This is a genomic window from Pseudomonas sp. SAR267 (assembly GCF_052077595.1).
In the GTDB taxonomy this organism is placed as follows: domain Bacteria; phylum Pseudomonadota; class Gammaproteobacteria; order Pseudomonadales; family Pseudomonadaceae; genus Aquipseudomonas; species Aquipseudomonas vlassakiae.
Genome location: NZ_JBQIHU010000001.1, coordinates 660,924 through 686,751, shown reverse-complemented (window position 1 = coordinate 686,751; position 25,828 = coordinate 660,924). Strand labels below are relative to the sequence as shown.

General features: G+C 65.9%; 25 protein-coding genes and 1 pseudogene. 11 read left to right on the top strand and 15 right to left on the bottom strand.

From position 1 onward, the window contains the following. Window positions 1-38: 38 nt before the first annotated feature. On the bottom strand, window positions 39-1,058 hold the full coding sequence (locus ACTORR_RS03605) for an alpha/beta hydrolase (protein WP_054886353.1): 1,020 nt from the start codon (window positions 1,056-1,058) through the stop codon (window positions 39-41). A 146-nt stretch (window positions 1,059-1,204) separates the two neighbouring features. Here ACTORR_RS03605 and ACTORR_RS03600 point away from each other — a divergent pair, with 146 nt between their 5' ends. Next, a complete protein-coding gene (locus tag ACTORR_RS03600; RefSeq protein WP_313365745.1) occupies window positions 1,205-2,089 on the top strand; it encodes a LysR family transcriptional regulator in 885 nt (294 codons plus the stop codon). A gap of 118 nt (window positions 2,090-2,207) precedes the next feature. Here the strand turns inward: ACTORR_RS03600 and ACTORR_RS03595 are convergent, their stop codons facing one another. The 6 genes from ACTORR_RS03595 to purU are packed head-to-tail and all read right to left on the bottom strand — an operon-like array spanning window position 2,208 to window position 9,020. Further along, the gene (locus tag ACTORR_RS03595; RefSeq protein WP_054886351.1) at window positions 2,208-2,801 is read right to left on the bottom strand and encodes a sarcosine oxidase; all 594 of its coding nucleotides are present in this window, start codon (window positions 2,799-2,801) and stop codon (window positions 2,208-2,210) included. Window positions 2,802-2,804: 3 nt separating this feature from the next. Continuing rightward, a complete protein-coding gene (locus ACTORR_RS03590) occupies window positions 2,805-5,708 on the bottom strand; it encodes a 2Fe-2S iron-sulfur cluster-binding protein (protein WP_313365683.1) in 2,904 nt (967 codons plus the stop codon). After that, complete coding sequence (locus tag ACTORR_RS03585) at window positions 5,705-6,010, bottom strand: sarcosine oxidase subunit delta (protein WP_313365682.1); 306 nt, start codon at window positions 6,008-6,010, stop codon at window positions 5,705-5,707. The genes ACTORR_RS03590 and ACTORR_RS03585 overlap by 4 nt, the downstream gene beginning before the upstream one ends. A gap of 12 nt (window positions 6,011-6,022) precedes the next feature. Then, the gene (locus tag ACTORR_RS03580) at window positions 6,023-7,264 is read right to left on the bottom strand and encodes an FAD-dependent oxidoreductase (RefSeq protein WP_313365681.1); all 1,242 of its coding nucleotides are present in this window, start codon (window positions 7,262-7,264) and stop codon (window positions 6,023-6,025) included. Beyond that, window positions 7,246-8,157 carry a bifunctional methylenetetrahydrofolate dehydrogenase/methenyltetrahydrofolate cyclohydrolase FolD gene (gene folD / locus ACTORR_RS03575; RefSeq protein ID WP_099813461.1) on the bottom strand — a complete coding sequence of 304 codons (912 nt, stop codon included), beginning with the start codon at window positions 8,155-8,157 and terminating at the stop codon, window positions 7,246-7,248. The genes ACTORR_RS03580 and folD overlap by 19 nt, the downstream gene beginning before the upstream one ends. Continuing rightward, window positions 8,154-9,020 carry a formyltetrahydrofolate deformylase gene (gene purU, locus ACTORR_RS03570; RefSeq protein WP_313365680.1) on the bottom strand — a complete coding sequence of 289 codons (867 nt, stop codon included), beginning with the start codon at window positions 9,018-9,020 and terminating at the stop codon, window positions 8,154-8,156. Before purU ends, folD begins: the two co-directional genes overlap by 4 nt. A gap of 224 nt (window positions 9,021-9,244) precedes the next feature. Here purU and ACTORR_RS03565 point away from each other — a divergent pair, with 224 nt between their 5' ends. The 5 genes from ACTORR_RS03565 to ACTORR_RS03545 all read left to right on the top strand — a co-directional run bounded on the left by ACTORR_RS03565 (window position 9,245) and on the right by ACTORR_RS03545 (window position 12,784). Then, entirely contained in the window at window positions 9,245-9,646 is a 402-nt protein-coding gene (locus tag ACTORR_RS03565; protein WP_054886345.1) for a hypothetical protein, read from the top strand. 512 nt (window positions 9,647-10,158) lie between these two features. Beyond that, a complete protein-coding gene (locus ACTORR_RS03560; RefSeq protein WP_054887100.1) occupies window positions 10,159-10,380 on the top strand; it encodes an MbtH family protein in 222 nt (73 codons plus the stop codon). After that, on the top strand, window positions 10,377-11,096 hold the full coding sequence (locus ACTORR_RS03555) for a thioesterase II family protein (RefSeq protein ID WP_054887099.1): 720 nt from the start codon (window positions 10,377-10,379) through the stop codon (window positions 11,094-11,096). The genes ACTORR_RS03560 and ACTORR_RS03555 overlap by 4 nt, the downstream gene beginning before the upstream one ends. 57 nt (window positions 11,097-11,153) lie before the next feature. Next, on the top strand, window positions 11,154-11,705 hold the full coding sequence (locus ACTORR_RS03550) for a hydrolase (protein WP_054887098.1): 552 nt from the start codon (window positions 11,154-11,156) through the stop codon (window positions 11,703-11,705). Between the two features lie 26 nt (window positions 11,706-11,731). Next, complete coding sequence (locus ACTORR_RS03545) at window positions 11,732-12,784, top strand: DUF1615 domain-containing protein (RefSeq protein ID WP_054887097.1); 1,053 nt, start codon at window positions 11,732-11,734, stop codon at window positions 12,782-12,784. 30 nt (window positions 12,785-12,814) lie between these two features. On the opposite strand, the gene ACTORR_RS03540 is transcribed toward ACTORR_RS03545, so the two are convergent. After that, on the bottom strand, window positions 12,815-13,726 hold the full coding sequence (locus ACTORR_RS03540) for a LysR family transcriptional regulator (RefSeq protein WP_099813463.1): 912 nt from the start codon (window positions 13,724-13,726) through the stop codon (window positions 12,815-12,817). A gap of 94 nt (window positions 13,727-13,820) precedes the next feature. On the opposite strand from ACTORR_RS03540, the gene ACTORR_RS03535 reads away from it, so the two are divergent. Next, window positions 13,821-14,987 (top strand): MFS transporter, encoded by a 1,167-nt coding sequence (locus ACTORR_RS03535; protein ID WP_313364406.1) that lies wholly within the window; start codon window positions 13,821-13,823, stop codon window positions 14,985-14,987. A gap of 65 nt (window positions 14,988-15,052) precedes the next feature. After that, on the top strand, window positions 15,053-15,415 hold the full coding sequence (locus ACTORR_RS03530) for a DUF6508 domain-containing protein (protein ID WP_054887094.1): 363 nt from the start codon (window positions 15,053-15,055) through the stop codon (window positions 15,413-15,415). Window positions 15,416-15,646: 231 nt separating this feature from the next. Here ACTORR_RS03530 and ACTORR_RS03525 read toward each other — a convergent pair whose 3' ends face one another. Continuing rightward, window positions 15,647-16,270, bottom strand: coding sequence for a glutathione S-transferase family protein (locus tag ACTORR_RS03525; RefSeq protein ID WP_099813465.1), 624 nt, complete (start codon window positions 16,268-16,270; stop codon window positions 15,647-15,649). Window positions 16,271-16,401: 131 nt separating this feature from the next. On the opposite strand from ACTORR_RS03525, the gene ACTORR_RS03520 reads away from it, so the two are divergent. Both ACTORR_RS03520 and ACTORR_RS03515 read left to right on the top strand, forming a co-directional pair. Next, window positions 16,402-17,145, top strand: a complete 744-nt coding sequence (locus tag ACTORR_RS03520) for a sulfite exporter TauE/SafE family protein (protein WP_054887092.1) — start codon at window positions 16,402-16,404, stop codon at window positions 17,143-17,145. Between the two features lie 79 nt (window positions 17,146-17,224). Next, window positions 17,225-17,951: pseudogene (locus ACTORR_RS03515) on the top strand (hypothetical protein). Window positions 17,952-18,070: 119 nt separating this feature from the next. On the opposite strand, the gene ACTORR_RS03510 reads toward ACTORR_RS03515, so the two are convergent. After that, on the bottom strand, window positions 18,071-18,508 hold the full coding sequence (locus ACTORR_RS03510) for a carboxymuconolactone decarboxylase family protein (protein WP_054887090.1): 438 nt from the start codon (window positions 18,506-18,508) through the stop codon (window positions 18,071-18,073). Between the two features lie 199 nt (window positions 18,509-18,707). Here ACTORR_RS03510 and ACTORR_RS03505 point away from each other — a divergent pair, with 199 nt between their 5' ends. Next, the gene (locus ACTORR_RS03505; protein ID WP_313364405.1) at window positions 18,708-19,901 is read left to right on the top strand and encodes a cyanate transporter; all 1,194 of its coding nucleotides are present in this window, start codon (window positions 18,708-18,710) and stop codon (window positions 19,899-19,901) included. Here the strand turns inward: ACTORR_RS03505 and pdxR are convergent. From pdxR to glcF, 5 genes are all read right to left on the bottom strand, one after another. Further along, a complete protein-coding gene (pdxR, locus tag ACTORR_RS03500) occupies window positions 19,894-21,327 on the bottom strand; it encodes a MocR-like pyridoxine biosynthesis transcription factor PdxR (protein ID WP_313364404.1) in 1,434 nt (477 codons plus the stop codon). The two genes, ACTORR_RS03505 and pdxR, sit on opposite strands and share 8 nt — an antisense overlap. A 39-nt stretch (window positions 21,328-21,366) precedes the next feature. Beyond that, window positions 21,367-21,705, bottom strand: coding sequence for a hypothetical protein (locus tag ACTORR_RS03495; RefSeq protein WP_313364403.1), 339 nt, complete (start codon window positions 21,703-21,705; stop codon window positions 21,367-21,369). A gap of 176 nt (window positions 21,706-21,881) precedes the next feature. Then, window positions 21,882-24,050, bottom strand: coding sequence for a malate synthase G (locus ACTORR_RS03490; RefSeq protein WP_313364402.1), 2,169 nt, complete (start codon window positions 24,048-24,050; stop codon window positions 21,882-21,884). 150 nt (window positions 24,051-24,200) lie between these two features. Continuing rightward, a complete protein-coding gene (locus ACTORR_RS03485) occupies window positions 24,201-24,599 on the bottom strand; it encodes a heme-binding protein (RefSeq protein WP_054887085.1) in 399 nt (132 codons plus the stop codon). Then, on the bottom strand, window positions 24,592-25,827 hold the full coding sequence (gene glcF / locus ACTORR_RS03480) for a glycolate oxidase subunit GlcF (RefSeq protein WP_054887084.1): 1,236 nt from the start codon (window positions 25,825-25,827) through the stop codon (window positions 24,592-24,594). The genes ACTORR_RS03485 and glcF overlap by 8 nt, the downstream gene beginning before the upstream one ends. Window position 25,828: the final 1 nt, after the last annotated feature.

The following is a 25,828-nucleotide window of genomic DNA, read 5'->3' as shown; positions in this document are numbered from 1 at the left end:
GGCAGGGCACCTGGGCCCTGCCACGCGGTTGGCTGGTGTTATTGCAAATGCACGTTCAGTTCGTTTGCGGCCTGGCGCATCGCCGCCTTCACAGCCGGCACCTGGCTCAGCGGGTTGAGCAAGCCATAGTCATGAATCATCCCGTTGTAGCGCACCGAGGTCACCGTCACGCCTGCCGCATTCAACTTACGGGCATAGGCCTCGCCCTCATCGCGCAGCACATCGAACTCGGCCGTTTGCACCAGCGCCGGTGGCAAGCCTTTCAACTGTTCACTGCTGGCCTGCAGCGGCGAGGCGTAGATCTCTGCCCGTGCCTTGGCATCGGTGGTGTAGTTGTCCCAAAACCACTTCATCATCCCGGTGGTGAGGAAGTGCCCTTCGGCAAACTGCTTGTACGACGCTGTCTCGAAGCTGGCATCGGTCACCGGCCACAGCAGCAGCTGGAAGCGCAGCGCCGGGGTGCCGGCCTCTTTGGCCTTGAGTGCGACCACCGCCGCCATGTTGCCGCCGACGCTGTTGCCGGCCACCGCCAGGCGCTTGCCGTCGACACCGATTTCCTTGCCATGCTCGGCTACCCACCGGGTCGCGGCGTAGGCCTGGTTGATCGCCGTCGGGTAGTGCGCCTCGGGTGACGGGGTGTAGTCCACATAGACCGCCACAGCGCCGGAGCCGACCACCAGGTCGCGGATCAGCCGTTGGTGGGTCGGGAAGTCGCCGAGCACCCAGCCGCCGCCGTGGAAGAACATGAACACAGGCAACTCACCTTTGACATTGGCCGGGCGCACCACCTGCAGCTTGATCGATTGGCCGTTGGCCTGGATGGTGCGCTCCTTGACCTCGATACCGGACAGGTCGACCTTCACCGAAGCCTGGGCACCGGTCAGTACGGCGCGGGCGTCTTTCGGGCTGAGCTGTTCGAGCGGCTTGCCGCCGCCTTGCTCCAGCGCTTCGAGAAAGGCCTGGGTGTGCTGCTCGACGCCTGGGCTGCCCGCAGCGAAAGCGCTGGACACGGACAGGGCGAGGAGGGAGGCGGTGAGGGTTTTGTGGACAATGTTCATGAGCGAATCCTTTTCTGTTCAAGTGTTGGTAATGGGCGTCTTGCCTGGCCTTCAGGGCCATCGCTGCGACCTGTGTGTAGATTAAGCAGATGCATTGGCGGGAAAAAGCCGCTATAAAGCGTTTGACTGTCACCAAGAGCGAGACAATGAACCCCTACGAAGACATGCGAATCTTTGCCCAGGTCATGGAGGCCGGTAGCTTCACTGCTGCCGCCGACCGCCTGGGCATGTCCAAGCAATCGGTCAGCCGCCGCCTGATGCAGCTCGAAGAGCGCCTCGGAGTGCGCTTGTTGAACCGCTCTACCCGGCGCCTGGACGCTACGCCGCTGGGCCAGCACTACTACCAGTCGGCACTGCGCCTGCTGGGCGAGGTGCAGCAGGTGGAACACGACATCAGCGGCCAGGCCCAGGCCCTGCGCGGCACCTTGCGCCTGAGTGCGCCGCTGTCGTTCGCCATGGCCCACCTGGGCTGCCTGCTGACCGAGTTTCTGCAGTTGCACCCGCAGGTGGATGTGGAGGTGGATCTCAGTGATCGCGCGGTGGACCTGATCGGCGAGGGTTATGACCTGGCGCTGCGTATCGGCGCGCTGGAGGACTCCAGCCTGATTGCCCGGCGCATTGCCGATGTCGAGCGGGTGTATTGCGCGAGCCCGGCGTACCTTGCCGCACGTGGCGTGCCGGCCAAACCGGAAGACCTGGCCGCGCATGATTGCCTGCCCTATGGGCACTCGCGGCAGGTGCAGTGGCAGTTCCGCCAGGGTGGCAAGGCCCAGGTGATTCAGGTGACCGGGCGGATGCGGGCGAACAACGGCGAGCTGCTCAGGGATGCGGCGATTGCCGGGATGGGGGTGACCTATCTGCCGACCTTTATCGTCGGGCAGGCACTGGCGGACGGGCGCTTGGTGACAGTGCTGGATGAGTGGGTGCCGCCGGCGCTGCAGTTGTCGGCGGTGTATCCGCAGCACAGGCAGGTAGCGCGGCCGGTGCAGGGGTTTGTCAGTTTCCTGCGCGAGCGGCTGACTCAACTCTGACCTTGATAGAAGTGTTTGCTTCTTCGCGGGCTCGCCCGCTCCCACAGGTACGCCACAGTTCTCAAGGTCTGTGGTGTACCTGTGGGAGCGGGCGAGCCCGCGATGAGGCCGGTACAGGTCAAATCATCAGCTGATCCAGCCCAACCCACCCGCCATCGAACTCATCCATGGCATCCAGCACAGCCTCCTGGAAGTACGCCAGCGATGCCCGGTCGAACAGCAACTGCAATGCCGGCAATCCATCACTCCCGACATTCACCACGATCACATTGATCCGCGCCGCCGACGTCTGCGCCACAGCACCGACCGCAAACGCCTGCAACCGCAGATCGACCCCGCACAACTTGGCCATCACCGCACTGCAATGCTCCCCCGACAGTTGCAGCCAGGCATGGCTGTCCTGACGCGGTAGCAGGTAGTTGCGCCGGGCATCCTGCACCCAGCGCTGTTCTTCGCTGGCAACCCGGGCGCCCTGGTCTGCCAGGCTGCCGAGCAACAGGTACTCGCTGGCCGACAGGCGCGCGACCCAGCCGCCGTCGCCCTGGCGCAAGGCCTGGTTGGGCAGCGAGGGCAGCTGGTAGCCACGCCCTTGCAGGTAGTCAGCTGCGTCACCGCCGCGAAACCCGACCCGCGCCAGTCCGGTCAGGTCGGTCAACGCACAGGCGTGCAAAAGGCTGCTTGGGAGGTAGGCTTCGGCTTTCAGGCTGGTCATGGTTCAGAGTTCCTGGCGCAGGTTGTCGGGATCGTAGAAGGGCAGTGGCACCACCTTGGCATTGACCATCACGCCGCCTTCCACGCGGATCGGGATGTGCATGCCAGGTGTCGCCTGATGGGTACCGGCGTAGGCCAGGCCGATGATCTGCCCGAGGGTCTGCGAGTACTCGCAAGAGGTGACGTTGCCACTGATATCCGGGCCGTCCAGCACCAGGTGGCCCTCCAGCGGCTGCGGGCTGCCCTTGGGCAGGGTAAAACCGACCAGCTTGCGCTTGAGCGGCTGTGCTTCGAGGATCTCGATCGAGCGTTTGCCGACGAAAAACGGCTTCTTGCGGCCAATCGCCCACTGCATGTCGAGCTCTGCCGGGTGGCTCATGCCGTCGCTGTCCTGGCCGATGATCACGTGGCCTTTCTCCAGGCGCAGCAGGCGCTGGGTCTCGACCCCGAACGGGCGGATACCCAGCCCGGCCCCGGCCTGCATCAGCGAGTCCCACAGGCGCTCGGCATGGCGCGCCGGCACATGCACTTCATAACCCAGCTCGCCGACGAAGCCGACCCGCAGGATGCGCGCCGGGATGCCGGCCACCGTGCCCAGGCGCACCCCCAGATAAGGGAAGGCTTCGGCGGACAGCTCGACATCGTTGCAGAGCTTGGCCAGCACCTGGCGCGACAGCGGCCCGGCCAGGTTGACCGCGGCCAGGGCGGCGGTGACGTTGGCGATGTCCACGTCCAGCCGCCACTGCGCGTTCCACTTGAGCATCTGCTGGTAGATGCGGTCGACGCCGCTGGTGGTGGCGGTGACGTAGAAGTGCTGCTCGGCCAGGCGCGCGCAAACGCCGTCATCGATCACCACGCCGTGCTCGTTGGTCATCAGCGCATAGCGGGTGCGGCCGATGGCCAGCTTGGCAAAGCCGAAGGTGTACAGGCGCTCCAGCAGTTCGGCGGCATCGGGGCCGCGCACATCCAGGCCGCCTAGGGTAGAGACGTCGATCAGGCCGACCTTTTCGCGAACATGGCGTGCTTCCTCCTGCACGCAGCGCTCGCGGTGTTCCGGCTTGCCGTAGAAGGCCGGCCGCTGCCAGCTGCCAGCGGGCATCATCTGCGCGCCCGCCTGCAGGTGGCGGCGGTGCATCGGCGTCTGCCGGTACGGGTCGAACGCACGGCCGGCGACATGCGCCAGTTTCTCGGCCTGGAAGGGTGGGCGGGCAGTGGTCACGCCGGTTTCGCTGATGCTGCGGCCGGTGGCCTGGGCCACCAGGCGTGCGGTGGGCAGCGCCGAGTGGCGGCCTTGTGACGGGCCCATGCCGACCGTGGAAAAGCGCTTGACCAGTTGCACGTCGCGGTAGCCGCTGCGGGTGGCGTTGACGATATCGCGTACTTGCAGGTCTTCGTCGAAGTCGACGAAATCCTTGCCCTTGGGGTGCGGAAAGATCGGCCAGGGGAAGTTGACCTTGGCCTCGGCCACGCAGGCCGACGGCGTTGCTGCTGGCAGGCCCAGTGCCGCGAGGGCTTCGGCGGCGCCGCGGCTGGCGTCGGTGAGCACGTTGTCCAGGCGGTGCCGGCCGTTCACCGAGCCGGCAATGTCCAGGCCGACGGGCAGGTGGCTGATGGTGAACTCGTCACGGTTGACGTCATAGGCCAGCTTGCCACCGGCCTGGCACAGCAACTGATACACCGGCATGTAGCCGGCGGACATGCACAGCAAGTCGCAGGCCACGCGAAGGCCGTGGTCAGCAACCTTGCCCTGGCCGGTGATCGGACGAATGTCCACGCCCGTAACGTGGCGCATGCCTGCTTCGTGCAGGGCTTCATAGACGGTACTGCCCAGGTGCACGGGAATGGCGCGACGCTTCAGCTCGCTGGCTAGCGCGGCATCGGCAGGCGCGGCGCGCATGTCGACCAGGGCGGCGACAGCCACGCCCTGTTCTTGCAGGTCGAGGGCGGCCAGGTAGCCGTCATCGTGGCCGGTGAGAATCACCGCGCGTTGCCCCGGCTTGACCGCATACAGCTTCATCAGCCGCTGCGCGGCGCTGGTCAGCATTACCCCGGGCAGGTCGTTGTTGCGGAACACCACCGGCTGGTCGAACGACCCGGCGGCCACCAGGCAGCGAGTGGCGCGTACCTTGTACAGGCGCTTGTGCTGGATCACCGGCAGGTAGTTGTCGGTGAACCAGCCGTTGCAGGTGGCCTCGCACAGCACCTGGATGTTCGGCTGGCCTTCGACAGCGGCGAGCAGTTCCTGGCGCAGGCTGGCGGCGCGGGTGCCGGCGATGTCGAAGCGGGCGTAGGTCAGCGAGCCGCCGAGCACCGGCTGTTGCTCGATCAGCAGCACCTTGGCCCCGGCATTGGCGGCGTCCAGCGCGGCGCGCAGGCCGGCCGGGCCGGCACCGATCACGGCCAGGTCGACAAACAGATAGGCCTTGTCGTAGTACTGCGGCCTGAAGCCGAGGTCGAGCACGCCGAGGCCGGCCTTCTTGCGGATCAGCGGCTCCCACACCTTCCACATGCCCTTGGGCTTGTAGAACGAGCGGTAGTAGAAGCCCACCGGCATGAAGCGCGAGAACTTGCCCAGGTAGGCGTCGCGGTCGTGTTCCAGGCTGCCGTTGAAGTTCTGCCCGGCGACCACCTGGCCGTCACGGGCGGCCTCCAGGTCGGCCGGCACGTTGGGCTCTTCGGGGAGCTGCACCAAGGTGTTGGCGTCCTGCCCGGCCATGCTCAGCGGGCCACGCGGGCGGTGGTACTTGAACGAGCGCGACAGCAGCCAGCGGCCGTTGCCGAGCAGGGCACTGGCAATGGTGTCACCGGCAAAGCCCGGGCAGGCCTGGCCATCGAATTCGAATCGCAGGGGCCGCTCGCGGTCGATCAACAGGCCCATGGGTGCGGGGAGGCGAGTGAGGCTGTTCATCCGGCGATCTCCGGGGTGGCGGCGGGGGTGAAGTCGACGCGGCGGTCGAACAACTCTTTCGGGTCGAAGGTGCGCAGCACCTGGTCGCTGACGGTGTGGCGCTCGGCCAGGAACCAGTAGCTCGAGGCGTTGTGCAGCCACCACTCGATGACCACGCCGGCCAGGTTGTCGCTGTTGAACACGTAGTCGGCCCACTCGGTGTCAGTGCAACTGGCCGGGTCGGGCATGGACTTGAGCTCGCCGTCGTAGGTGAACTCGCTGATGTTGCGCGGGCCGTTCAAGGGGCAGGTCAGGATCTTCATCGTCGTGTGCTCCTAGTGGCTGGCCGCAGTGGCGCCCATTTCGTTGACTTGCCGGAAGCGGCTGAAACGCTCCAGGGCGAATGGCGCGATCAGTTCCGGAACCTTGCCGCCGCTGGCGACCAGCTCGGCCATGGTCTTGCCGCAGATCGGCGTGGCCTTGAAGCCCCAGGTGCCCCAGCCGGCGTCGAGGTAGTAGTTGTCGACCGGCGACAGGCCCATGATCGGGCTGTAGTCCGGGGTCATGTCGGTGATCCCGGCCCACTGGCGCATCAGCTTGGCGTTGGCCATGAACGGGAACATCTCGATGGCGTGGGCCAGCAGGCTTTCCTTGAGGTCGAGGGTAGAGCGGGTGTTGTACAGCGGGTACGGGTCGGAGCCGCCGCCGAAGACGATCTCGCCACGGCTGGTCTGCTGCACGTAGCAGTGCAATGCCGACGAACTCACCAGCGGGTCGAGGAACGGCTTGAACGGCTGGGTGACCATGGCTTGCAGCGGGTAGGTGTGGATCGGCGCCCGGATGCCGGCCTTGGCCAACAGCTGCGAACTGGCGCCGGCCACCGCCTGCACCACACAGCCGCACTGAACGGTGCCGCGGTTGGTCTTGACTGCTTCGATGCGGCCATTGCGAATCAGCAGGTCCTGCACTTCGGTCAGCTGGTGGATTTCCACGCCGCGCTTGGCAGCCTGCTTGGCATAGCCCCAGGCCACCGCGTCGTGGCGCGCTGTGGCGCCGTCGATGTGCCAGAGGCCCGCCAGCACCGGCAGGTGGCCGGGGTCGAGGTTCAGGCTCGGCACCAGCTCGCGGATCTGCTGTCGGTCGATCATCTCGGTGCGCCCGCCGAAGTGCTTGTTGACCTCGGCGCGCTGGCGGAACGCGCGCACGGTGGCGTCGGTGTGCGCCAGGGTCAGTTGGCCACGCTCGGAGTACATGATGTTGAAGTCGAACTCGTTGGACAGGTTCTGGAACATCCGCACCGATTCTGCGTAGAAGCGCACGCCCTCGGAGGTGAGGTAGTTGGAGCGGATCACGGCGGTGTTGCGCGCGGTGTTGCCGCCGCCCAGGTAGGCCTTCTCCAGCACGGCAACGTTGGTCACGCCGTGGTACTTGGCCAGGTAATAGGCAATGGCCAGGCCGTGGCCGCCGCCGCCAATGATTACCACGTCATAGCGCGGCTTGAGTTCGCACGGTGGCGGCAGGTCGACCTCCACCGGGTAGTCGGCGCTCAGGCCGTATTTCAGCAGGGCGAAAGGCATGGGGTGCGCTCCTGGTGGGCGGCCTGTTGTTGCAGGTCGAGGGCGAGCAGGGTGTTTTTCATCAGGTAGGCGATGGTCATCGGGCCGACGCCGCCAGGCACCGGGGTGATGGCGGCGACCTGGGGCAGGGCGGCAGCGAAATCGACATCGCCGACCAGGCGGCTATGGCCGCCTTCTTCGATGCGGTTGATGCCGACATCGATCACCACCGCGCCGGGCTTGAGCCACTCGGCGCCGACCAGGCGTGGCTTGCCGACCGCCGCGACGACGATGTCGGCCTGGCGGCACAGCGTCGGCAGACCGCGACTGCGCGAGTGCACCACGGTTACCGTGCAGTCGGCCTGCAGCAGCAACGCGGCCATGGGTTTGCCGACGATGTTCGAGCGGCCGATCACCACGGCATGCTTGCCGCGCAGCTCGCCGCAGGCATCGCGCAGCAGGCGCATGCAGCCGCTGGGGGTGCAGGGCGTGAGCACGTCGCGCCCCTGGGCCAGGCCACCGACGTTTTCGCTGTGGAAACCGTCCACGTCCTTCAGCGGGCTGATCGCCTGGAGAATGCAGTGCTCGTCGACATGCTCGGGCAGCGGCAACTGCACGAGGATGCCGTTGACCTTGCTGTCGCGGTTGAGCCGGTCGATCAGGGTCAGCAGTTGCGCCTGGGTGGTGTCGGCCGGCAGCCGGTGTTCCTGCGAACGGATGCCCACTTCCTCGGCGCGTAGCACCTTGTTGCGTACATACACCTGGCTGGCCGCGTCGGCCCCGACCAGGACCACTGCCAGGCCTGGTTGCACGCCGCCCTGGCGCAAGGTCTGCACCTGCTCGCGAACCTCGGCCAGCACCCGCGCCGCGGTGGCCTTGCCGTCGATCAGCTTGATGCTGGGGATGGCGTTCATTTGAAGATCACCGTGCGGTCGTGGTTGAGGAACACCCGGTGCTCAAGGTGGTATTTGACGGCGCGGGAAAGGGCGATGGTCTCGGTGTCGCGGCCGATCGCCACCAGGTCGTCGGGGGTATAGGCGTGGTCGACGCGCTGCACTTCCTGTTCGATGATCGGGCCCTCGTCGAGGTCGCTGGTGACGTAGTGGGCGGTGGCACCGATCAACTTGACCCCGCGCTGATAGGCCTGGTGGTACGGCTTGGCGCCCTTGAAACCAGGCAGGAACGAGTGATGGATGTTGATCGCCCGGCCTGACAGCTGGCGGCACAAGTCGTCGGAGAGAATCTGCATGTAGCGCGCCAGCACCACCAGTTCGGTGCCGGTGTCCTCGACGATGCGCATCAGTGCGGCTTCCTGCTCGGCCTTGGTCTCCTTGCTCACCGGCAGGTAGACGAAGCGGATGCCCTGGCGCTCGGCCATTGGCCGCAGGTCGAGGTGGTTGGAGACCACGGCGGTGATCTGCATGTCCAGCTCGCCCTTGGCATGGCGGTAGAGCAGGTCGGCCAGGCAGTGGTCGAACTTGCTGACCATCAGCAGCACGCGCAGCGGCCGGGCGCTGCTGTGCAGGCTCCAGTCCATGTCGAAACGCTGGGCGACATCGGCGAAGCCTGCTTCCAGCTGCGGCGTGTCACCGCTCACGCCAGTGTTGTAGCGGAACACCGCACGCATGAAGAAGCGGCCATTGTCCTCGTCGTCGAACTGCGCCATCTCGCTGATGTAGCAACCGTGCTCGGCCAGGTAGGTGGTCACCGCCGCAACGATGCCGGACACGGCCGGGCAACTGACGCGCAGGATGAAGTGATCGGGAGCGGGGTGCATGTCGGATAGGCCTCGTGATGGAGTGGGGCAGGTCTGGCACAAGGGCAAAAGAAGCTTCGCGGCGGGCGAAGTGTTGTTTCTTGACGGGAATATAAATTTCCCTTGGGCGATTTATAGGCGAAGCGAGGGGGCGGGGTCCAGCGGTTTGTGAAATTTTTTATCCTGGCAGGAAAGTTTTTCTGAAGCGTTTACTGAGAACGGGCTGGTGAAGCTATGCTTGCTGCATGAGCACCCCACCTCCTCTTCGCCAACCGTGCCCCCCTGGCGCCTGTGACTGCGGCCGCGAACACCTGGCCGGGCACCCGCCAGCGGCCCAGCGCATCCTCCTGCTCACCCGCCAGGAAGAAAAGCGCCTGCTCGAACGCCTGGAAAACCTCAAGGACCTGGAAGACCTGCAGCGCCTGCAACAGCGGCTGTACGAAAACCTTGGCATCCGCGTGCACATCAGCCCCGGCTTCAACGAAGTGCGCACCATGCGCGGCATCGTCATCGAACTCGACGAGCAGCCCGGCCTGTGCCGCAAGACCCGCCAGTCGATCCCGGCCGCGATCCGCCGGGGCCTTGAGCGCAACCCGCAGGTGGCGTTCCGGCTGCTCGATGCGCATGACTTGCTGAGGGATGCGTGAGGCTAGTGCTTGGCTTGGCTTGGCTTGGCTTGGGGTGTGTGGGGGCTGTGAGATCGAGCGCCGCCCGCGCGGCGCATCGCGGGCAAGCCCGCTCCCACATCTGTTTCGGGCCAGTCCCTCCTGTGCCGCCAACAGGGACCGCCTTGTTGGCATGGCGATGCATCTCGGTGGAAGCCGACAGGGGTATGGCGATGCATCTTGGTGGGCATTGATGCTTGCTCCACCTGTCTTCAGTCATGCACCAAGGCGGATCCTGTTGGCGGCACAGGAGGGACTGGCCCGAAACAGATGTGGGAGCGGGCTTGCCCGCGATGCGCCGCGCGGGCGGCGCTCGATTTATGCCCCACCACATAACCCAAGCCAGGTACTTGGTAGCCTCAAATCTCTCTCCCGGCGAACATTGCCTATCCACAATCCCTGAGTAACCTAATTTTTCCGCAGCGCCCTACGTCTACCTGAGAACCTCCCTGCGCCAGGCGCGCAGTGGCATCCATCACTCAAGGAGACAGGCAATGACTTCCGTATTCGACCGCGACGATATCCAGTTCCAGGTAGTGGTCAACCACGAAGAGCAATACTCCATCTGGCCGGACTACAAGGCCATCCCCGAAGGCTGGCGCGCGGTAGGCAAGAGCGGCCTGAAGAAGGATTGCCTGGCCTACATCGACGAAGTCTGGACCGACATGCGTCCCTTGAGCCTGCGCCAGCAGATGGCCGCAGCTGCCGCCCAGTGACCCCGCTCAACCTGCTGTGCCTGCCGTATTCCGGGGCCAGTGCCATGGTCTACAGCCGCTGGCGGCGCAAGCTGCCGGCCTGGCTGCAGGTGCGCCCGGTCGAACTCCCTGGGCGGGGGGCACGCATGGGCGAGCCGCTGCAGACCGACATGCAGGCGCTGGCCCGGCAGTTGGCCAGTGAGCAACGCCTGGCCGTCAACGCGCCTTATGCGTTGCTCGGCCATAGTCTTGGCGCACTGCTGGCCTTCGAACTGGCCCACGAACTGCGCGCATTGGGCTGCCCGGCACCGCTGGCGCTGTTCGCTTGCGGCACGGCGGCGCCCACCCGGCGCGAGGATTACGATGGCCACAACTGGCGCGACCCCAAGAGCGATGACCAGCTCAAGTCCGAACTGCGCGAACTCAATGGCACGCCGGAGGAGGTGCTGGCCAATGCCGAGCTGATGAGCCTGACCTTGCCCACCCTGCGCGCTGACTTCCTGCTCTGCGGCCGTTATCTCTACCGTCAGCGGCCTGCCTTGCAGTGCCCGCTGCATGTGCTCGGTGGCGAAGCGGACCGGGCCAGCGCAGAGCAACTGCAGGCCTGGCGCAGGGAAACCCTCGGTGCCTTTTCGCTGCAGATGTTCCCCGGCGGCCACTTCTTCATCCACGAGCACGAGGACCAGGTGCTCGCTGCGCTGACACAGGCCCTTGAGGCGTATCGGCTTTCTGCCTGATTGACGGCGCCGCCTGCCTGGGGGAGGCTAGGCCTTTTTCCAGGCAAGAGGCGGACAATGCTGATCGAACATCACAAGGCCACGTTGCTGGTGGTCGACATCCAGGAAAAGCTCATCGGCGCCATGAGCGACCCTCAAGGCACTCGCGCCCGAGCGCGCTGGTTGCTCTCGGCCTGCCATGACCTGGAACTGCCGATCGTGATTTCCGAGCAGTACCCCAAAGGCCTGGGTCACACCTTGTCGGAACTGATCGCGGTGGCCCCGGCGGCAGAAGTGGTGGAAAAGACCCATTTCTCCTGCGTGGCCGCCCAATGCTTGCCGGCCGGCCTGATGGCCCGTGAGCAGGTCATCGTCTGCGGCATGGAAACCCACGTCTGCGTGCTGCAGACCGTGCTTGGCCTGCTGGCCCTGGGCAAGCAGGTGCTGGTGGTCGAGGATGCCTGCGACAGCCGTACCCCGGCCAACAAAGCCGCGGGCCTTGCGCGCATGCGCCAGGCCGGGGCGCAAGTGGTGACCCGGGAAATGGTGCTGTTCGAGCTCATGGGCAGCGCCAGCCACCCGCAGTTCCGCCACATCAGCAAGACCTATCTGGTCGGTGAACAGCCCTGAACGGCCGTCTGTTGGCGGCCGGGCTGATGGCCCTGGCGCTGTTGCAGGGGTGCGCCGGGCGCCGCGAGGAAGAGCCGGAGGCCGACCCGGCCAAGGTTCGCGCTCAGCTGATGCGCCTGCTGCCGGCCCAGGCCAGGGACCGCGAAGGCTGGGCCAGGGATATCCAGGTGGCGTTCGAGGCCCAGCGCATTGCGCCGAGCAAGCGCAACCTGTGCGCGGTGCTGGCGGTGACCGAGCAGGAGTCGACCTTCAATGCTGACCCGCAAGTGCCCGGCCTCGGGCGCATCGCCCGTGAGGAAATCGACCGCCGTGCGGCGCGCCTGCACATTCCCAAGCTGCTGGTCGACGCTGCACTGAAGACGCCTTCAGGCAATGGCCAGAGCTATCAGCAGCGCCTGCTGGCAGTGCGCAGCGAGAAGCAACTGAGCGCGCTGTACGACGAGTTCATCGCGCGCTTGCCGTTGGGCAAGACCTTGCTGGACGGCTTGAACCCTGTGCACACCGGCGGGCCGATGCAGGTCAGCATTGACTTCGCCGAAAAGCACGCCAAGGATTATCCCTACACCTATGACGGCACCCTTCGCCAGGAAGTCTTCAGCCGCCGTGGGGGCATGTACTTCGGTATTGCCCATCTGCTCGGCTATCCGGTGCATTACGAGCGCCAGCTGTACCGCTTCGCCGATTTCAACGCAGGGTGGTACGCCAGCCGCAATGCCGCGTTCCAGGCTGCCTTGAGCAAGGTCACGGGGGCATCCCTGGCGCTGGATGGCGACCTGGTCGCCCCCGGTTCGATCATGCCCGGCAGCACTGAGCAGGCGGCGCGCAAGCTCGGGGTCAAGCTGGGGCTGCGCAACACACAGATCCGCAACCAGCTGGAGCTCGGTGACAGCCTGGCGTTCGAGGACAGCAAGCTGTACAGCGGGGTGTTTGCCCTGGCCGATGCGGCTGCCGGCAAGCCGCTGCCGCGGGCCGTGCTGCCGGGGATCGAGCTGAAGAGCCCGAAGATCACCCGTAAGCTGACGACCGCCTGGTTTGCCGGGCGGGTGGACGAGCGTTATGAGCGGTGCATGAATCGATAGCGCATGGCCAAGGCCCTGCAGGCAGCCTGTTCAGGCTGATAGCAACGGCCAGCCCTGGTGATGCTCCACCAGAAAATCCACGAACACCCGCACCCGTGCCGGCATCGCCGGCCCGCCGACGAATACCGCATGCAGCGGTTCGCGGTCGCCTGGGTTGTAGTCTTCCAGTAGCGCTACCAGTTGTCCGTTTTTCAGCTCATCGGCTACGGTAAAGGTCCCGATCCGGGCAATGCCCGCCCCCAGCCTGGCCAGCTGCGCCAACGCCTCGCCACTGCTGCACTCGATATTCCCCGTCACTTTCAGTGAAAAATCCTCCCCCGCCCGGCGAAACGGCCAATCCGGTGCTGCACGCCGGAAGTTGAAGCGCAGGCAGTTGTGCTGCGCCAGGTCCTCCGGCACCTGCGGCGCGCCACAGCGTGACAGGTAGTCGGGCGAAGCGACCACCACCTGGCCGGTATGACCGATGCAGCGTGCACTGAGCGAGCTGTCTGGCAGCTGGCCGAAGCGCAGCGCCACGTCGGCCTGACCGCCATGGATATCGGCGATTTCATCGCTCAGCGTCAGGTCCACCAGCACCTGCGGATACAACGCGCTGAACGCCGTCAGCAACGGCACCATCGTCTGCCGCCCATGCCCCAGCGCCGCGCTGACCCGCAAGCGCCCGCGCGGCACGCCCTGATCGGTGATCGCCTCTTCGACTTCCAGCAGGTCGGCCAGGATGCGCCGCGCCCCGCGCAGGTACGCCTCACCCTCGGTGGTGAGGGTGATCGCCCGGGTGGTGCGCAGCAGCAGGCGGGTGCCCAGGCGCTGCTCGGCGCGGGCGATGATGCGGCTCACCGCCGAGGGTGTCAGGCCCAGCTCGCGGGCCGCGGCAGACAGGCTGCCGGCATCCACCACCTTGGCAAAAACCTCCATCTCCCCGGATCGCCCGTTGAAATCCATCTGTGCCTCCAGCGCAAAGGTGGTTACCGGGAAACCGGTCTAGTGCATTCAAAAGTCTGATCGTAGCATTCCCGTCATAGATAAGGAGCCTTGTATGCGTATCAATCCCCCTCTCGTCGCGCTCGCCATCGGTGCCTTCGGCATCGGTGTGACCGAGTTCGCCCCCATGGGCATGCTGCCCGGCATTGCCAGCGACCTCGGCGTGTCGATCCCGGCGGCAGGCCTGCTGGTCAGTGCCTACGCGCTAGGTGTGCTGATCGGTGCCCCGTTGATGACCCTGGCCACCGGCAAAGTGCCGCGGCGCTACCTGCTGATCGGGTTGATGGCCATCTTTACCCTGGGCAACCTGCTTTCGGCCCTGGCCACCGATTACCAGAGCCTGCTGATTGCACGGGTGGTGACCTCGCTCAACCATGGCGCGTTCTTTGGCGTCGGCTCGGTGGTGGCGGCCAGCGTGGTGCCGCCCGAGAAGCGGGCAGGGGCGGTGGCCGCCATGTTCATGGGCCTGACCCTTGCCACCATTGGCGGTGTGCCGCTGGCCACTTGGTTCGCAGAGCTGCTCGGCTGGCGCACGGCGTTCTGGGGCATTGCCGGCCTGGGCCTGGTGGCGATGGCTTCGCTGTGGTTCGCGCTGCCCAGTGTGCCGCTGCCCAAGAGCGCAGGTGTGATGGCCGAAATCCGTGTGCTGGGGCGTGGGCCGGTGCTGGCGGCGCTGACCCTGACCGTGGTCGGCTCCAGCGCGATGTTCACCCTGTTCACCTACATTGCACCGATCCTTCACAGCCAGGCGCAGGCTTCCACGACCTTCATCACCGCCATGCTGGTGCTGTTCGGCATTGGCCTGACCCTGGGCAACGCGTGGGGCGGCAAGGCCGCGGATCGCTCGGTCGAGCGTACCTTGATCGTGTCGTTGCTGGTGTTGATTGCAGTGCTGCTGGTGTTCCCGGCGATGCTTGGCTGGTCGCTGCCTACGGCGCTGGCCATCCTGATCTGGGGCATTGCCAGTTTCGCCCTGGTGCCGCCGCTGCAGATGCGCGTGATGGATGCCGCCAAGGACGCGCCCAACTTGGCCTCGGCGGTGAACATTGGCGCGTTCAACCTGGGCAATGCGATTGGTGCGGCGCTGGGCGGCGCGGTGATCAACGCAGGGTTGGGATACTCGGCGGTGTCGTTTGCCGGGGCCGGGATGGCGCTGCTGGGGCTGCTGCTGACCATCGCCTGGCGATCGCGGCCGGCAGTGCCGGTGCAGCAGACGGCGTAACGAACAGTGGGCTGCAAAGCAGCCCCGTTTGTGTAGACTTGCCGGGTGCCGATAAGGAAATCACCATGCATCCCACCCAGGCCGATATCGAAGCCTTGCTGTGCTACCAGGCCCAGCTCTACCCCAATGGCGTAGCGATCAAGACCTACACCCTCCAGGAAGGCAGCCTTTGGCCCGATTATCAAACGGTGGTCAGCGCGTTTTACCAGGAGGCCGGCAGGGACTGCTGGATCGACGTCAATTACCGGCCCACCGCCGACCACCTGCTCAGCGCCCCTGACACCATCGCCCAGGCCACCTTGCCCCAACTGCAGAGCCTGCTGACCTACTGCGTGCGTGGTGAACGGTTCTGTGACGGCCATTGGGCGGCCATGATCGAACGGGGCCACGTGCAGCGCATCCTCTCGCGTTTGGCCGCGTTTGCCTGAAGGCACGCAAATAGCTTGGCTCGGTACCATCTTCCCGCTGTTCATCAGCCGCCAGGCCGAAGTCGGCGCCGAGTACGACCTGGGCCGAGTCGCCTTCACTGCCAGCGCGTTGCGCATTCGCCAGCCGGCCTACGAGACCAACGCCATATCACGAGTGTTCGGCCGCCACGCCGCGCACCTACCTGCTCTGCGCCATCCTCGGTTTCTGAAGCGTGCTCAGCGGCTACCTGCTCAAGGCAGGCCGTTGCGTCCATGGGCAAGGTAGCCAGGCCGCTGGCTCAGGCGTTGGTAATAGTCACTCACGGCGGGCAGTTGGGGATGATCGATCGGTGTGGCGAACCAGCGCTGCACCGACAGGCCGATGGGGATGTCGGCCAGGGTGAAGTGCTCGCAAGCGACGAACGCGCCGGTCGCAGCCAGTTGCCGATCGAGGATGCCCATGTAGCGCGCCCACTCTGCGCAACCGGCAGCCAGCGCCTGGGTATCCTGATGCGCAGGCGAGTGGCGTACCCGCGACATGAACGGGTAGCTCCACGCCCGGTTCAGGTCAGAGGCCTGCCAGTCGATCCACTGGTCGATGCGCGCCCGTGCCTGCGCTTCGCTTGGGTAGCAGGCCGCATCGCCATAGCGGTTGGCCAGGTAGCGGATGATGCTGTTGGATTCCCACAGCGTGAAATCGCCGTCCTGGATCACCGGGACCATGGCGTTGGGGTTGAGCGTGAGGAATTCGGGCGCATCGGTGGGCCGGAAGCCGCTGCCCCAGTCTTCGCGGGTGAAGGGGATGTTGAATTCGGCGCAGGCCCACAGCACCTTGCGCACGTTGATCGATGAGGCCCTGCCCAGTATCCGTAACATAGCTTCGTCCTTGATGAGGGTAGTGATGATCGTCAATGACTGCATTGTCTGGGTCAAGCTGGATCTGAAGCAGACATTCATGTGCGGCTCTGGCAAGGTGGAACGCCGATCACGTCAGGCTTGAATCGCCCATGGATGCCTTCTACCTCATCGCCCTCGGTGCCATCGTCGCCGGTTTCGTCCAGGGCCTTTCCGGCTTTGCCTTCGGCATGGTCGCGATGTCGTTCTGGGCCTGGGGCTTGGAACCACGGCTGGCGGCGTCGCTGACCGTGTTCGGCAGCCTCACCGGCCAGCTGATCGCCGTGTTCAGCGTGCGACGCGGCTTCAGCTGGGCGTTGTTGTGGCCGTTCTTGCTCGGCGGCCTGGCCGGCATCCCGCTGGGGGTGTGGGTATTGCCGTACCTGGACATGCTCTGGTTCAAGGCGGTGTTCGGCACCTTGCTGGTGCTGTGGTGCCCGCTGATGCTGCTGGCGCCGCGCCTGCCACGGCTGCCGGGCAACCGCCTGGCCGATGGTGCGGTGGGCCTGGTGGGCGGGGCGCTCGGCGGAATCGGTGGTTTTACCGGCACAGTGCCTACACTGTGGTGTACCTTGCGCGGCTTCGAGCGTGATACCCAGCGTGCGGTGATCCAGAACTTCAACCTGTCGATGCTGCTGGTGACCATGCTCACCTACCTGGGCACCGGCGTGGTGACCCGCGACATGCTGCCCGCGTTCGCTGTGGTGCTGCTGTCCATGGCGCTGCCGGCACTGCTGGGCACGCGGGTGTACCTGGGGATCAGCGAGCTGGCGTTTCGCCGGGTGGTGCTGGGGTTGTTGACCGCCTCGGGGGTGGCCATGCTCATGGCATCGCTGCCGCAGTTGTCGAGCCGTTGAGTGCTTGCCTGGCGGCACTGAACTTGGCACCCTTTGCGCCGCTTCGATCTTCCGTGCCGTAACAGAAGGAACCGCACCGTTGAGTTGGGACAAAGTCGGCAAACGTCTGATCGCCATGCTGCTTGGCCTGATGGTCATCCTGGTGGCTTATATGCTGCTCAAGCCCCAGTCACGGCTCGAGGCGACCTTGACCTACGCTTACCTGACCTATCCCAGCCAGTTCAGCGAGCGCATCAGCAGGGCCAACGCGCAGCTCAAGTACGAGCAGTTGCAGCCGCGCATCAATACCATCAGCGACGGCGCGTTGAACCCGTATCAGGTCGACAAGCTGATCGAACTGGCCCAGGCACCTTATGCGCAGTTGTTCGCCAAACCCTTCGAAGCCGGGTTGGTCGACCACCGTACTGGCTTGCTCATCGACCTGCACACCCGTGGCGACATTGATGTGCGCGAGGTGAAGATCCGGCTGCCGGCCAAGGGCCTGGTGCAGGTACGCGATGGGTCGGGTAACGACACCCTGTACGAGACGGCGACGGCGCAGGTAGAGATACCGGCCATCAAGAAGGGCAGCGAGTGCCGGGTCTGGGTGTATTTCGACGCCGACTACGCACAGATTCGCCAGGGTGGCATCGGTGTCAGTTTTGCTGGTGGCGAGGCCACTGTGCGGGTCTACCAGTGAATTCACTGGGTTCCCGGCGCTGGTGGCACGCTACAGCCGCGAGTTGGTGGGGTTGCTCGCGGCATTGATGCTCAGCGTGCTGGGGATGGGGTACGCCTGCCTGGCCCGGCGGCGCGCCCTGGCCTGAGCATTCCTGCACCGGCCTCTTCGCGGGCTTGCCCGGTCCCACAGGTACTGCACAAGGCTTGAGAGCTGTGGTGTCCCTATGGGAGCGGGCAAGCCGCGAAGAGGCCGGTACAGGATCACTCAGGCTGGAACCATGGCAAAGCCCACGCCAAAGCGGTTCCAGGCGTTGATGGTGGCGATGGCCAAGGTCAGGTTGGCCAGCTCGGCCGGCTCGAAGTGCTGCTGCAGCGCTTCGTATTCTGCTTGCGGGGCGCCACGCTCGGGCAGACGGGTCAGGCATTCCACCCAGGCCAGCGCGGCACGTTCACGCGGGGTGAAATAGTTCGTTTCCTGCCAGGCGCACAGGGTCTGCAAGCGCGCCTCGGTCTCGCCGGCCTTGCGCGCGTCATTGGCATGCATGTTCACGCAGTAGGCGCAGCCGTTGATCTGCGAAGCCCGCAGGCGCACCAGCTCCAGCAGTGAGTTTTCCAGGCCACTCTTGGCCAGGGCCTGCTCCAGGCCGACCATGGCCTTGTAGGCCTCCGGCGCGTGTTTGGCCCATTCGATACGGTTGTGCATGACGTGCTCCAGGGATGTGTGTGGACATGGCGCTACCATAGCGCCGAGCGGTGACTGGCCCGATAGCCAATCGCGCGCTTTGCCGGGAGGCCAATCGGGCCATTAAGGTGGCCACTGACCTGCATCCAATCTCTTCATTTCTTCCCTGACTGCCTGGACAGGATAATGGCCGGGTCTTGCTTGGGAGTTTCGATACGTGATGAGAGGGGCGTTGAACCTGTTGCTGGTGATCTTGCTGGCATTGAACCTGAGACCGATCCTGACCAGTATTGGCCCGTTGCTCGAGCCGATGCGCGCCAGCACCGGGCTGGGCTACCAGCAGGCGGCATTGCTGACGGCGTTGCCGGTACTGTGCATGGGCCTGGTGCCGTTGTTGCAGCCCTGGCTGCGGCGCTGGGTCAGCGAACATGGCGGCATGCTCGCCGGCCTTGGCGCCATTGCCCTGGCCTGCCTGTGGCGGCTGCAACTGGACAGCGCCTGGGCGCTGATCGCCAGCGCGGTACTGGCCGGGTTGGGCGTGGCGGTGGTGCAGGGCATGATGCCGGGCTTGGTCAATCGCTGGTTCCCCGGCCGCCTGGCCGGGACCATGGGCCTGTACTCGGCGGCGCTGATGTGTGGCGGCGGCCTGGCTGCGGTGCTCGGCCCGTCTATCAGCGGGCACTTCGGCCACTGGCAGGCCGGGCTGGGCTTGTGGGCGATCCCGGCGCTGCTGGCGGTGCTGGCCTGGGCCGTGCTGCGGCCCCGGGCACACGCACCGAAGCTGGCCGGCGCCGCTGGCGGGCACTGGTTCGGCACGCGGCGGGCCTGGCTGCTGGCGCTGTACTTCGGCCTGATCAATGGCGGCTATACCAGCATGGTCGCCTGGCTACCGGCCTACCACCTGGAGCACGGTGGCACGGCGCAGGGCGGTGGCGGCCTGGTCGGCCTGATGACCATTTTCCAGGTGTGCGGTGCCCTGGCCCTGCCGCTGTTGCTGCGCGGCGTTGCTGACCGGCGCCCGGGCTTGTGGCTGGCACTGTCGATCCAGCTGGCGGGCTTCCTTGGCTTGCTGCTGGCACCGACGCTGGCCATGGGCCTGTGGGTAGCGCTGATCGGCTTTGGCTTGGGCGCTTGCTTCAGCCTGAGCCTGACCTTGACCCTGGAGCACCTCCAGACGCCCGCTGAAGCCGGCAGCCTGGCGGCCTTCGTGCAGGGCATCGGCTTCATCATCACCGGCATCATCCCGTACATCACCGGTTGGTTGCGGGATGTCAGCGGTGATTTCCAGGCATCGTGGACGCTGCTGACCGTCACCGTGCTGGCGATGCTGCTGGTGACCGCCTGTTTCGCCCCACGCGGCTACGCAGCGGCCATCGCCCGGCCGCGGCAGGCTGGCGAGGCGGCGCTCAACTGAGACGTTGCAAGGTATCGCGGACGCGGTCCAGTGCCGGGTCGATGTCCAGCAGCTCGATGGCGCCGAAGCCCAGCAGCAACCCTTGGCGCACGGGCGCTTCGCTGAAGAATGGCGCCAGCGAGTACAGGCCCACCTCCACCTTGCGGGCGAGGTTGGCCAGCAACTCGACATCCACCCCAGGCCGCGCCAGCGCGCTCAGGTGGAACCCTGCATTGGCGGGCACGGCGCTGAACCAGGGCGCCAGGTCGCCGTCCAGCCGCGCCAGTATGCGTTCGCGGCGGCCGCTGTAGATGTCATGGCAGCGGCGGATATGCTTGTTCAGGTGGCCCTCGCCAATGAACCGAGCCAGGGCCCACTGCAGCAAGGTCGGGCTGTGCCAGTCGCTCAGGTGCTTGGCCACGCAGGCGGCGCTGAGCACTGCCGGAGGCAGCACCGCGTAGCCCAGGCGCAGCTCTGGCAGCAAGGTCTTGGAAAAGGTCCCGACATACGCCACCAGCCCTTGCCGGTCGAGGCGCTGCAGCGCATCGGCGGCCTGGCCCTGGTAGCGGAATTCGCAGTCGTAGTCGTCCTCGATGATCAACGCGCCTAGCTCGGCGGCCCGCGCCAGCAAGGCATGACGGCGGGCCTCGCTCATCGGCATGCCGAGCGGAAACTGGTGCGAAGGCGTCACGTAGATCAGCCGAGTGCCATCGGCGATGTGAGAAACGCACAGTCCCTCATCGTCCACCGGCACGGATTGCAGCTTTGCCCCCAGGGCGAGGAACAGCTGGCGTGCGGGCGGGTAGCCGGGGTCTTCCATGGCCACTTGGCAGCCGGGCTCGACCAGTACCCGGGCGATCAGGTCCAGGGCCTGTTGGGCGCCATTGCACACCAGTACATCTGCCCCATTGCAATGCACGCCACGGGCGTAGGCGATATGGCGGGCAATGGCCTCGCGCAGTTCGGGCAAGCCCTGGGCGGCAAACTGCCGTTCGGGGTGTCGCTGGCTGCGGCGCAGCGCGTAGTTCAGGCAACTGCGCCACTGGTCGAAGGGGAACTGCGCCTTGTTCGAGGCACCGCCGATGAAGTCATAGCGCGACGGGGCTTCCTGGGTGCGCCTGGCAAGTACCGTGGCGCGTTGCTGCCAGCGCTCCAGGGCGGCGGCAGCGGCCAGGGGCACGGTGGAGGGTTCATGGGTGCGCAGCGCTTGGCGCGGGGTGATGAAGGTGCCGCGGCCGACCACGCCGCTGAGCAGGTTGTCGTAGGTCAACCGCGAATAGGCCTCGGCCACGGTCTTGCGCGACACGCCCAGTTGCTCGGCCAGCAGCCGGGTCGGCGGCAGTTGCGTGCCGGCGGCCAGGTGGCCGCTGTCGATGCCGGCGCGCAGTTGCTGGTAGAGCTGGTCGGCCAGGCCTTTGCGGCCGTCCAGGCGGATATGCAGTTCCATGATCGCTGTCCCAGGCACGAGAGTGCTGAGGATAGCGGATCAGAACCGTGCGGTGCTCACCGTGATGTAGCCCTTGTCGTTGAGGTCGATGCAGATCACCGTTTCATCCGCCGAAGCCTTGCGTTTCTGCTTGATGCGCACGCCCTTGACGCCGATGGCGCGCATCCTGTGGCGGATGGCTCGCCCGCAGGGATCGAAGAAGATCTCGCTGGCCAGCAGTTCGATGCGCTCGACCAGTTGCCGGGTGTAGTCGTCGGTTGCACAAAAGAACAGCACGCCTGACAGGTGTGGGTCGTCGTCCGGGTTGTTGACGTCGTGGGCCAGCAGCTCGCGCAGGGCACTGCGCAGTTCGGCCAGGGTGCGGGAATCTGGGTGCATGCGCAGGGTCCTCTGGGGCGAAGACGTCGATCATGTTTTGACCGACCCAAGGGCGGCAAGTAAGGCACTTCGGAATGCGCTGTGGGAATTTTCTGTGAATCCCAAGAAGGTGAGAATGCCGACCCGCAGCGGCGCAGCCTGCACTACGCAGCGGGTGGGCATTTCCACGAAGGTTGTTACTGCTCAGCCTCCTGCTTGAACTTCAAACGCCACCCATGCAGCAACGGCTCGGTATACCCGCCAGGTTGCTCACGCCCCTTGAACACCAGCTCCTGTGCTGCACGGTATGCATGCGAGCCCGCGAAATTACCGGCCATCGGCCGGTACGCCGGATCCCCGGCATTTTGCTGGTCCACCACCTTGGCCATGCGCTGCAAGGTCGTCTCGACCTGATCACTGCCGACCACCCCGTGATGCAGCCAGTTGGCGATGTGCTGGGCCGAGATGCGCAAGGTGGCACGGTCTTCCATCAACCCCACGTCGTGGATGTCCGGCACCTTCGAGCACCCGACGCCTTGCTCCACCCAGCGCACGACATACCCCAGGATGCCCTGGCAGTTGTTGTCCAGCTCGGCCTGGATATCCTCGGCATTCCAGGGCCGGTCCGGGCTGACCGGGATGCTCAGCAGGTCATGCAGCAACTGTTCGCGCTCGGCGTTCAGGTCGACGCTTTCCAGTTGCGCCTGTACAGCCGGCACGTCCACCTGGTGATAATGCAGCGCATGCAAGGTCGCGGCAGTCGGTGAGGGCACCCAGGCGGTGTTGGCGCCGGCGCGGGGCTGGGCGACCTTCTGCTCGAGCATGGCCGCCATCAGGTCAGGCATGGCCCACATGCCCTTGCCGATCTGCGCCTTGCCGCGCAGGCCGCAGGCCAGGCCCACCAGCACGTTGCTGCGTTCGTAAGCCTGGATCCAGGCGCTGCCTTTCATGTCGCCCTTGCGCAGCATGGCGCCGGCTTCCATGGCGCTGTGCATCTCGTCGCCGGTGCGGTCGAGGAACCCGGTGTTGATGAACACCACCCGCGCTGCCGCGCTGGCGATGCAGGCCGCGAGGTTGACGCTGGTGCGCCGCTCTTCGTCCATGATGCCCATCTTCAAGGTGTGCCGGGGCAGGCCCAGCAGGTCCTCGACACGGCCGAACAGTTGGTCGGCGAAGGCCACTTCGGCCGGGCCATGCATCTTCGGCTTGACGATGTACAGGCTGCCTTCGCGGGAGTTGCCGCGACGCTTGAGGTCGTGCAGGCCGATCAGGCTGGTGACCACGGCGTCAAGGATGCCCTCGGGTATCTCCCGGCCATCGCGGTCGTGGATCGCCGGGTTGGTCATCAGGTGGCCGACGTTACGGATGAACAGCAGCGAGCGGCCGGGCAGGGTCAGTGGCTGGCCATCCGCACCCTGATATTCGCGGTCCTTGGCCAGCATGCGGGTGAAGGTCTTGCCACCCTTGCTGACCTGCTCGCTGAGGTCGCCCTTCATCAGCCCCAGCCAGTTGCGGTAGACATTCACCTTGTCCTCGGCATCCACTGCCGCCACCGAGTCCTCGCAGTCGATGATGGTGGTCAACGCCGCTTCGATGAGGATGTCCTTGACCCCGGCGGGATCGGCTTTGCCGATGGTGCTGGTTGGGTCGACCTGGATTTCGACATGCAGGCGATGGTGTTGCAGCAGGATGGCCGTTGGTTGGCCGGGTTGGCCTTGATAGCCGCGCAGCTGCGCAGGCTCCGCGAGACCGACCTGGCGGCCATCGCGCAAGGTCACCGACAGGTTGCCCTGGTCGACCGTGTAGGTCTGGGCGTCGGTGTGGGAAGCACCTGCGAGCGGTGCCGAGCGGTCGAGGAATTCCCGGCCGAAAGCAATGACCTTGGCGCCGCGCTCCGGGTTGTAGCCCTGGCCGCGCCCGGCGCTGTCACTGTCGGGGATGGCGTCGGTACCGTACAGGGCGTCATACAGCGAGCCCCAGCGGGCGTTGGCGGCGTTCAGCGCGTAGCGGGCATTGCTCAGCGGCACTACCAGTTGCGGGCCGGCCTGCTCGGCGATTTCGCGGTCGACCTGGTTGGTGCTGATGCGCACGTGCTGCGGGGTTTCAACGAGGTAGCCGATGCGGCGCAGGAACGCCTGGTAGGCAGCCATGTCACGGATCGGGCCCGGGTGCTGGCGGTGCCAGGTGTCCAGTTCGTGCTGCAGGCGCTCGCGTTCGGCGAGCAGCTCGCGGTTGCGTGGGGCCAGGTCGTGGACCAGGGTGCTGAAGCCTTGCCAGAAGCTGGCGGCATCGATGCCGGTGCCAGGCAGCACTTCATCCTCGATGAAGCGTTGCAGGATCGGGGCGACTTTGAGTGGATGGGGCATTGTCTTCTCGCTCAGTGTACAGATTCAGAGAATGTGCTGCTTGTGCCGGCCTCTTCGCGGCTAGAGCCGCTCCTACAGGTACTGAGCAACCTTTGAAACCTGTGCTGTCCCTGTGGGAGCGGGTTCACCCGCGAAGGGTGCGGCGCCGATTCAAAGGGCCGCCACGCCCGCCTTGGCTACCTGGGCATCCTGCTCGGGCTTGACCCCGGACACGCCGACGGCGCCCACCACCTGGCCGTCGACCAGCACGGGCACGCCGCCTTCCAGGCTGGTCAGCAGTGGCGCGGTGACAAAGGCGGTACGCCCGCCATTGACCATTTGCTCGAAGTCGCGGGTTTCCTTGCGCCCCAGGGCGGCACTGCGGGCCTTTTCCATGGCGATGTAGGCACTCGACGGGGCACAGCCGTCCATACGCTCCAGGGCCAGCGGGTGGCCGCCGTCGTCGACCACGGCGATGGTCACCTTCCACTGTTGCGCCTGGGCTTGCTGGCGGGCGGCGGCGAGCAGGCGGCTCACTTCCGCCTGGCCGATCACGGGTTTGCTATGCATGGCTGTTCTCCTGGCTCAAGGCTGCTTCGACGATTTCGATCCAGTGCCGCACCGGCGTGCGCCCGGCCCCGTCGAGGTGGGTCTGGCAGCCGATGTTGGCGGTAGCGATGACCTGTGGTTTGCCGCTTTCCAGCGCGTTCAGGCGGTTGTCGCGCAATTGCCGCGACAGCACCGGCTGGGTCAGCGAATAGGTGCCGGCCGAGCCGCAGCACAGGTGGCCGTCCGGCACTGCGGTAAGGGTGAAGCCCAGGCGCGTCAGCAGGCTTTCGACCTGGCCGCCGAGCTTGAGCGCATGTTGCAGGGTGCAAGGGCAATGGAAGGCCAGGCGCTGGTCGGCGCACAGGCCGAGTTGTTCGACCGGTTCGTCGCGCAGCACTTCGACCAGGTCCCGCGACAGGGCACTGACCCGTGCAGCCTTGGTGGCGTAACGCGGGTCGTGTGCCAGCAGGTGACCGTAGTCACGCACGAAGGCACCGCAGCCACTGGCGGTCTGCACGATGGCTTCGGCGCCGGCCTCGATGGCCGGCCACCAGGCATCGATGTTGCGCCGGGCGCGCTCCAGGCCTTGTTCCTGGGCATTGAGGTGGTAGTCCACCGCACCGCAGCAGCCGGCTTCAGCCGCCGGCTCCACGCTGATCCCCAGGCGGTCCAGCAGGCGCGCGGTGGCGGCGTTGGTATTGGGCGACAAGGCGGCCTGCACGCAACCTTCGAGCAGCAGGATGCGCCGCGCATGGCGGGGCACGGGCCGTTCGCCGGGGGGCGTCACCTGGGCCGGCAGCTTGCTCTTCAGTTCGGCCGGCAGCAACGGCCGCAGGGCTTGGCCCGTGCGCGTCAGGGCCTTGAACAGCGCCGGGCGTGGCACCACTGCGCGCAGGCCCTGGCGCAGCAGGCGCTGGCCGAGCGGGCGCGGTACCCGCTGCTCGACCACGGCGCGGCCGATGTCCAGCAGGTCGTGGTACTTGACCCCCGACGGGCAGGTGGTTTCGCAGTTGCGGCAGGTCAGGCAACGGTCCAGGTGCAGTTGCGTGCTGGCGGTGACCGGCGCGCCTTCGAGCACCTGCTTGATCAGGTAGATACGCCCCCGTGGCCCGTCCAGTTCATCGCCGAGCAACTGGTAGGTCGGGCAGGTGGCCGTGCAGAAACCGCAGTGTACGCAGGTGCGCAGGATGCTTTCGGCTTCCTCGCCGCGGGGCAGGCGCTTGGCGCTTTCGCTCAGGTTGGTTTGCATG

Bases quoted from the DNA above. Each gene is read 5' to 3' on its own strand.
- ACTORR_RS03605 (WP_054886353.1), bottom strand. From the start codon at position 1,058: ATGAACATTGTCCACAAAACCCTCACCGCCTCCCTCCTCGCCCTGTCC.
- ACTORR_RS03540 (WP_099813463.1), bottom strand. From the start codon at position 13,726: ATGGATTTCAACGGGCGATCCGGGGAGATGGAGGTTTTTGCCAAGGTG.
- pdxR (WP_313364404.1), bottom strand. From the start codon at position 21,327: ATGGAACTGCATATCCGCCTGGACGGCCGCAAAGGCCTGGCCGACCAG.
- folD (WP_099813461.1), bottom strand. From the start codon at position 8,157: ATGAACGCCATCCCCAGCATCAAGCTGATCGACGGCAAGGCCACCGCG.
- ACTORR_RS03585 (WP_313365682.1), bottom strand. From the start codon at position 6,010: ATGAAGATCCTGACCTGCCCCTTGAACGGCCCGCGCAACATCAGCGAG.
- ACTORR_RS03485 (WP_054887085.1), bottom strand. From the start codon at position 24,599: ATGCATAGCAAACCCGTGATCGGCCAGGCGGAAGTGAGCCGCCTGCTC.
- ACTORR_RS03595 (WP_054886351.1), bottom strand. From the start codon at position 2,801: ATGACCAGCCTGAAAGCCGAAGCCTACCTCCCAAGCAGCCTTTTGCAC.
- ACTORR_RS03520 (WP_054887092.1), top strand. From the start codon at position 16,402: ATGGATGCCTTCTACCTCATCGCCCTCGGTGCCATCGTCGCCGGTTTC.
- ACTORR_RS03545 (WP_054887097.1), top strand. From the start codon at position 11,732: ATGGCCCTGGCGCTGTTGCAGGGGTGCGCCGGGCGCCGCGAGGAAGAG.
- ACTORR_RS03535 (WP_313364406.1), top strand. From the start codon at position 13,821: ATGCGTATCAATCCCCCTCTCGTCGCGCTCGCCATCGGTGCCTTCGGC.
- ACTORR_RS03490 (WP_313364402.1), bottom strand. From the start codon at position 24,050: ATGCCCCATCCACTCAAAGTCGCCCCGATCCTGCAACGCTTCATCGAG.
- ACTORR_RS03565 (WP_054886345.1), top strand. From the start codon at position 9,245: ATGAGCACCCCACCTCCTCTTCGCCAACCGTGCCCCCCTGGCGCCTGT.
- glcF (WP_054887084.1), bottom strand. From the start codon at position 25,827: ATGCAAACCAACCTGAGCGAAAGCGCCAAGCGCCTGCCCCGCGGCGAG.
- ACTORR_RS03510 (WP_054887090.1), bottom strand. From the start codon at position 18,508: ATGCACAACCGTATCGAATGGGCCAAACACGCGCCGGAGGCCTACAAG.
- ACTORR_RS03590 (WP_313365683.1), bottom strand. From the start codon at position 5,708: ATGAACAGCCTCACTCGCCTCCCCGCACCCATGGGCCTGTTGATCGAC.
- ACTORR_RS03600 (WP_313365745.1), top strand. From the start codon at position 1,205: ATGAACCCCTACGAAGACATGCGAATCTTTGCCCAGGTCATGGAGGCC.
- ACTORR_RS03495 (WP_313364403.1), bottom strand. From the start codon at position 21,705: ATGCACCCAGATTCCCGCACCCTGGCCGAACTGCGCAGTGCCCTGCGC.
- ACTORR_RS03560 (WP_054887100.1), top strand. From the start codon at position 10,159: ATGACTTCCGTATTCGACCGCGACGATATCCAGTTCCAGGTAGTGGTC.
- ACTORR_RS03550 (WP_054887098.1), top strand. From the start codon at position 11,154: ATGCTGATCGAACATCACAAGGCCACGTTGCTGGTGGTCGACATCCAG.
- ACTORR_RS03580 (WP_313365681.1), bottom strand. From the start codon at position 7,264: ATGCCTTTCGCCCTGCTGAAATACGGCCTGAGCGCCGACTACCCGGTG.
- purU (WP_313365680.1), bottom strand. From the start codon at position 9,020: ATGCACCCCGCTCCCGATCACTTCATCCTGCGCGTCAGTTGCCCGGCC.
- ACTORR_RS03530 (WP_054887094.1), top strand. From the start codon at position 15,053: ATGCATCCCACCCAGGCCGATATCGAAGCCTTGCTGTGCTACCAGGCC.
- ACTORR_RS03525 (WP_099813465.1), bottom strand. From the start codon at position 16,270: ATGTTACGGATACTGGGCAGGGCCTCATCGATCAACGTGCGCAAGGTG.
- ACTORR_RS03505 (WP_313364405.1), top strand. From the start codon at position 18,708: ATGAGAGGGGCGTTGAACCTGTTGCTGGTGATCTTGCTGGCATTGAAC.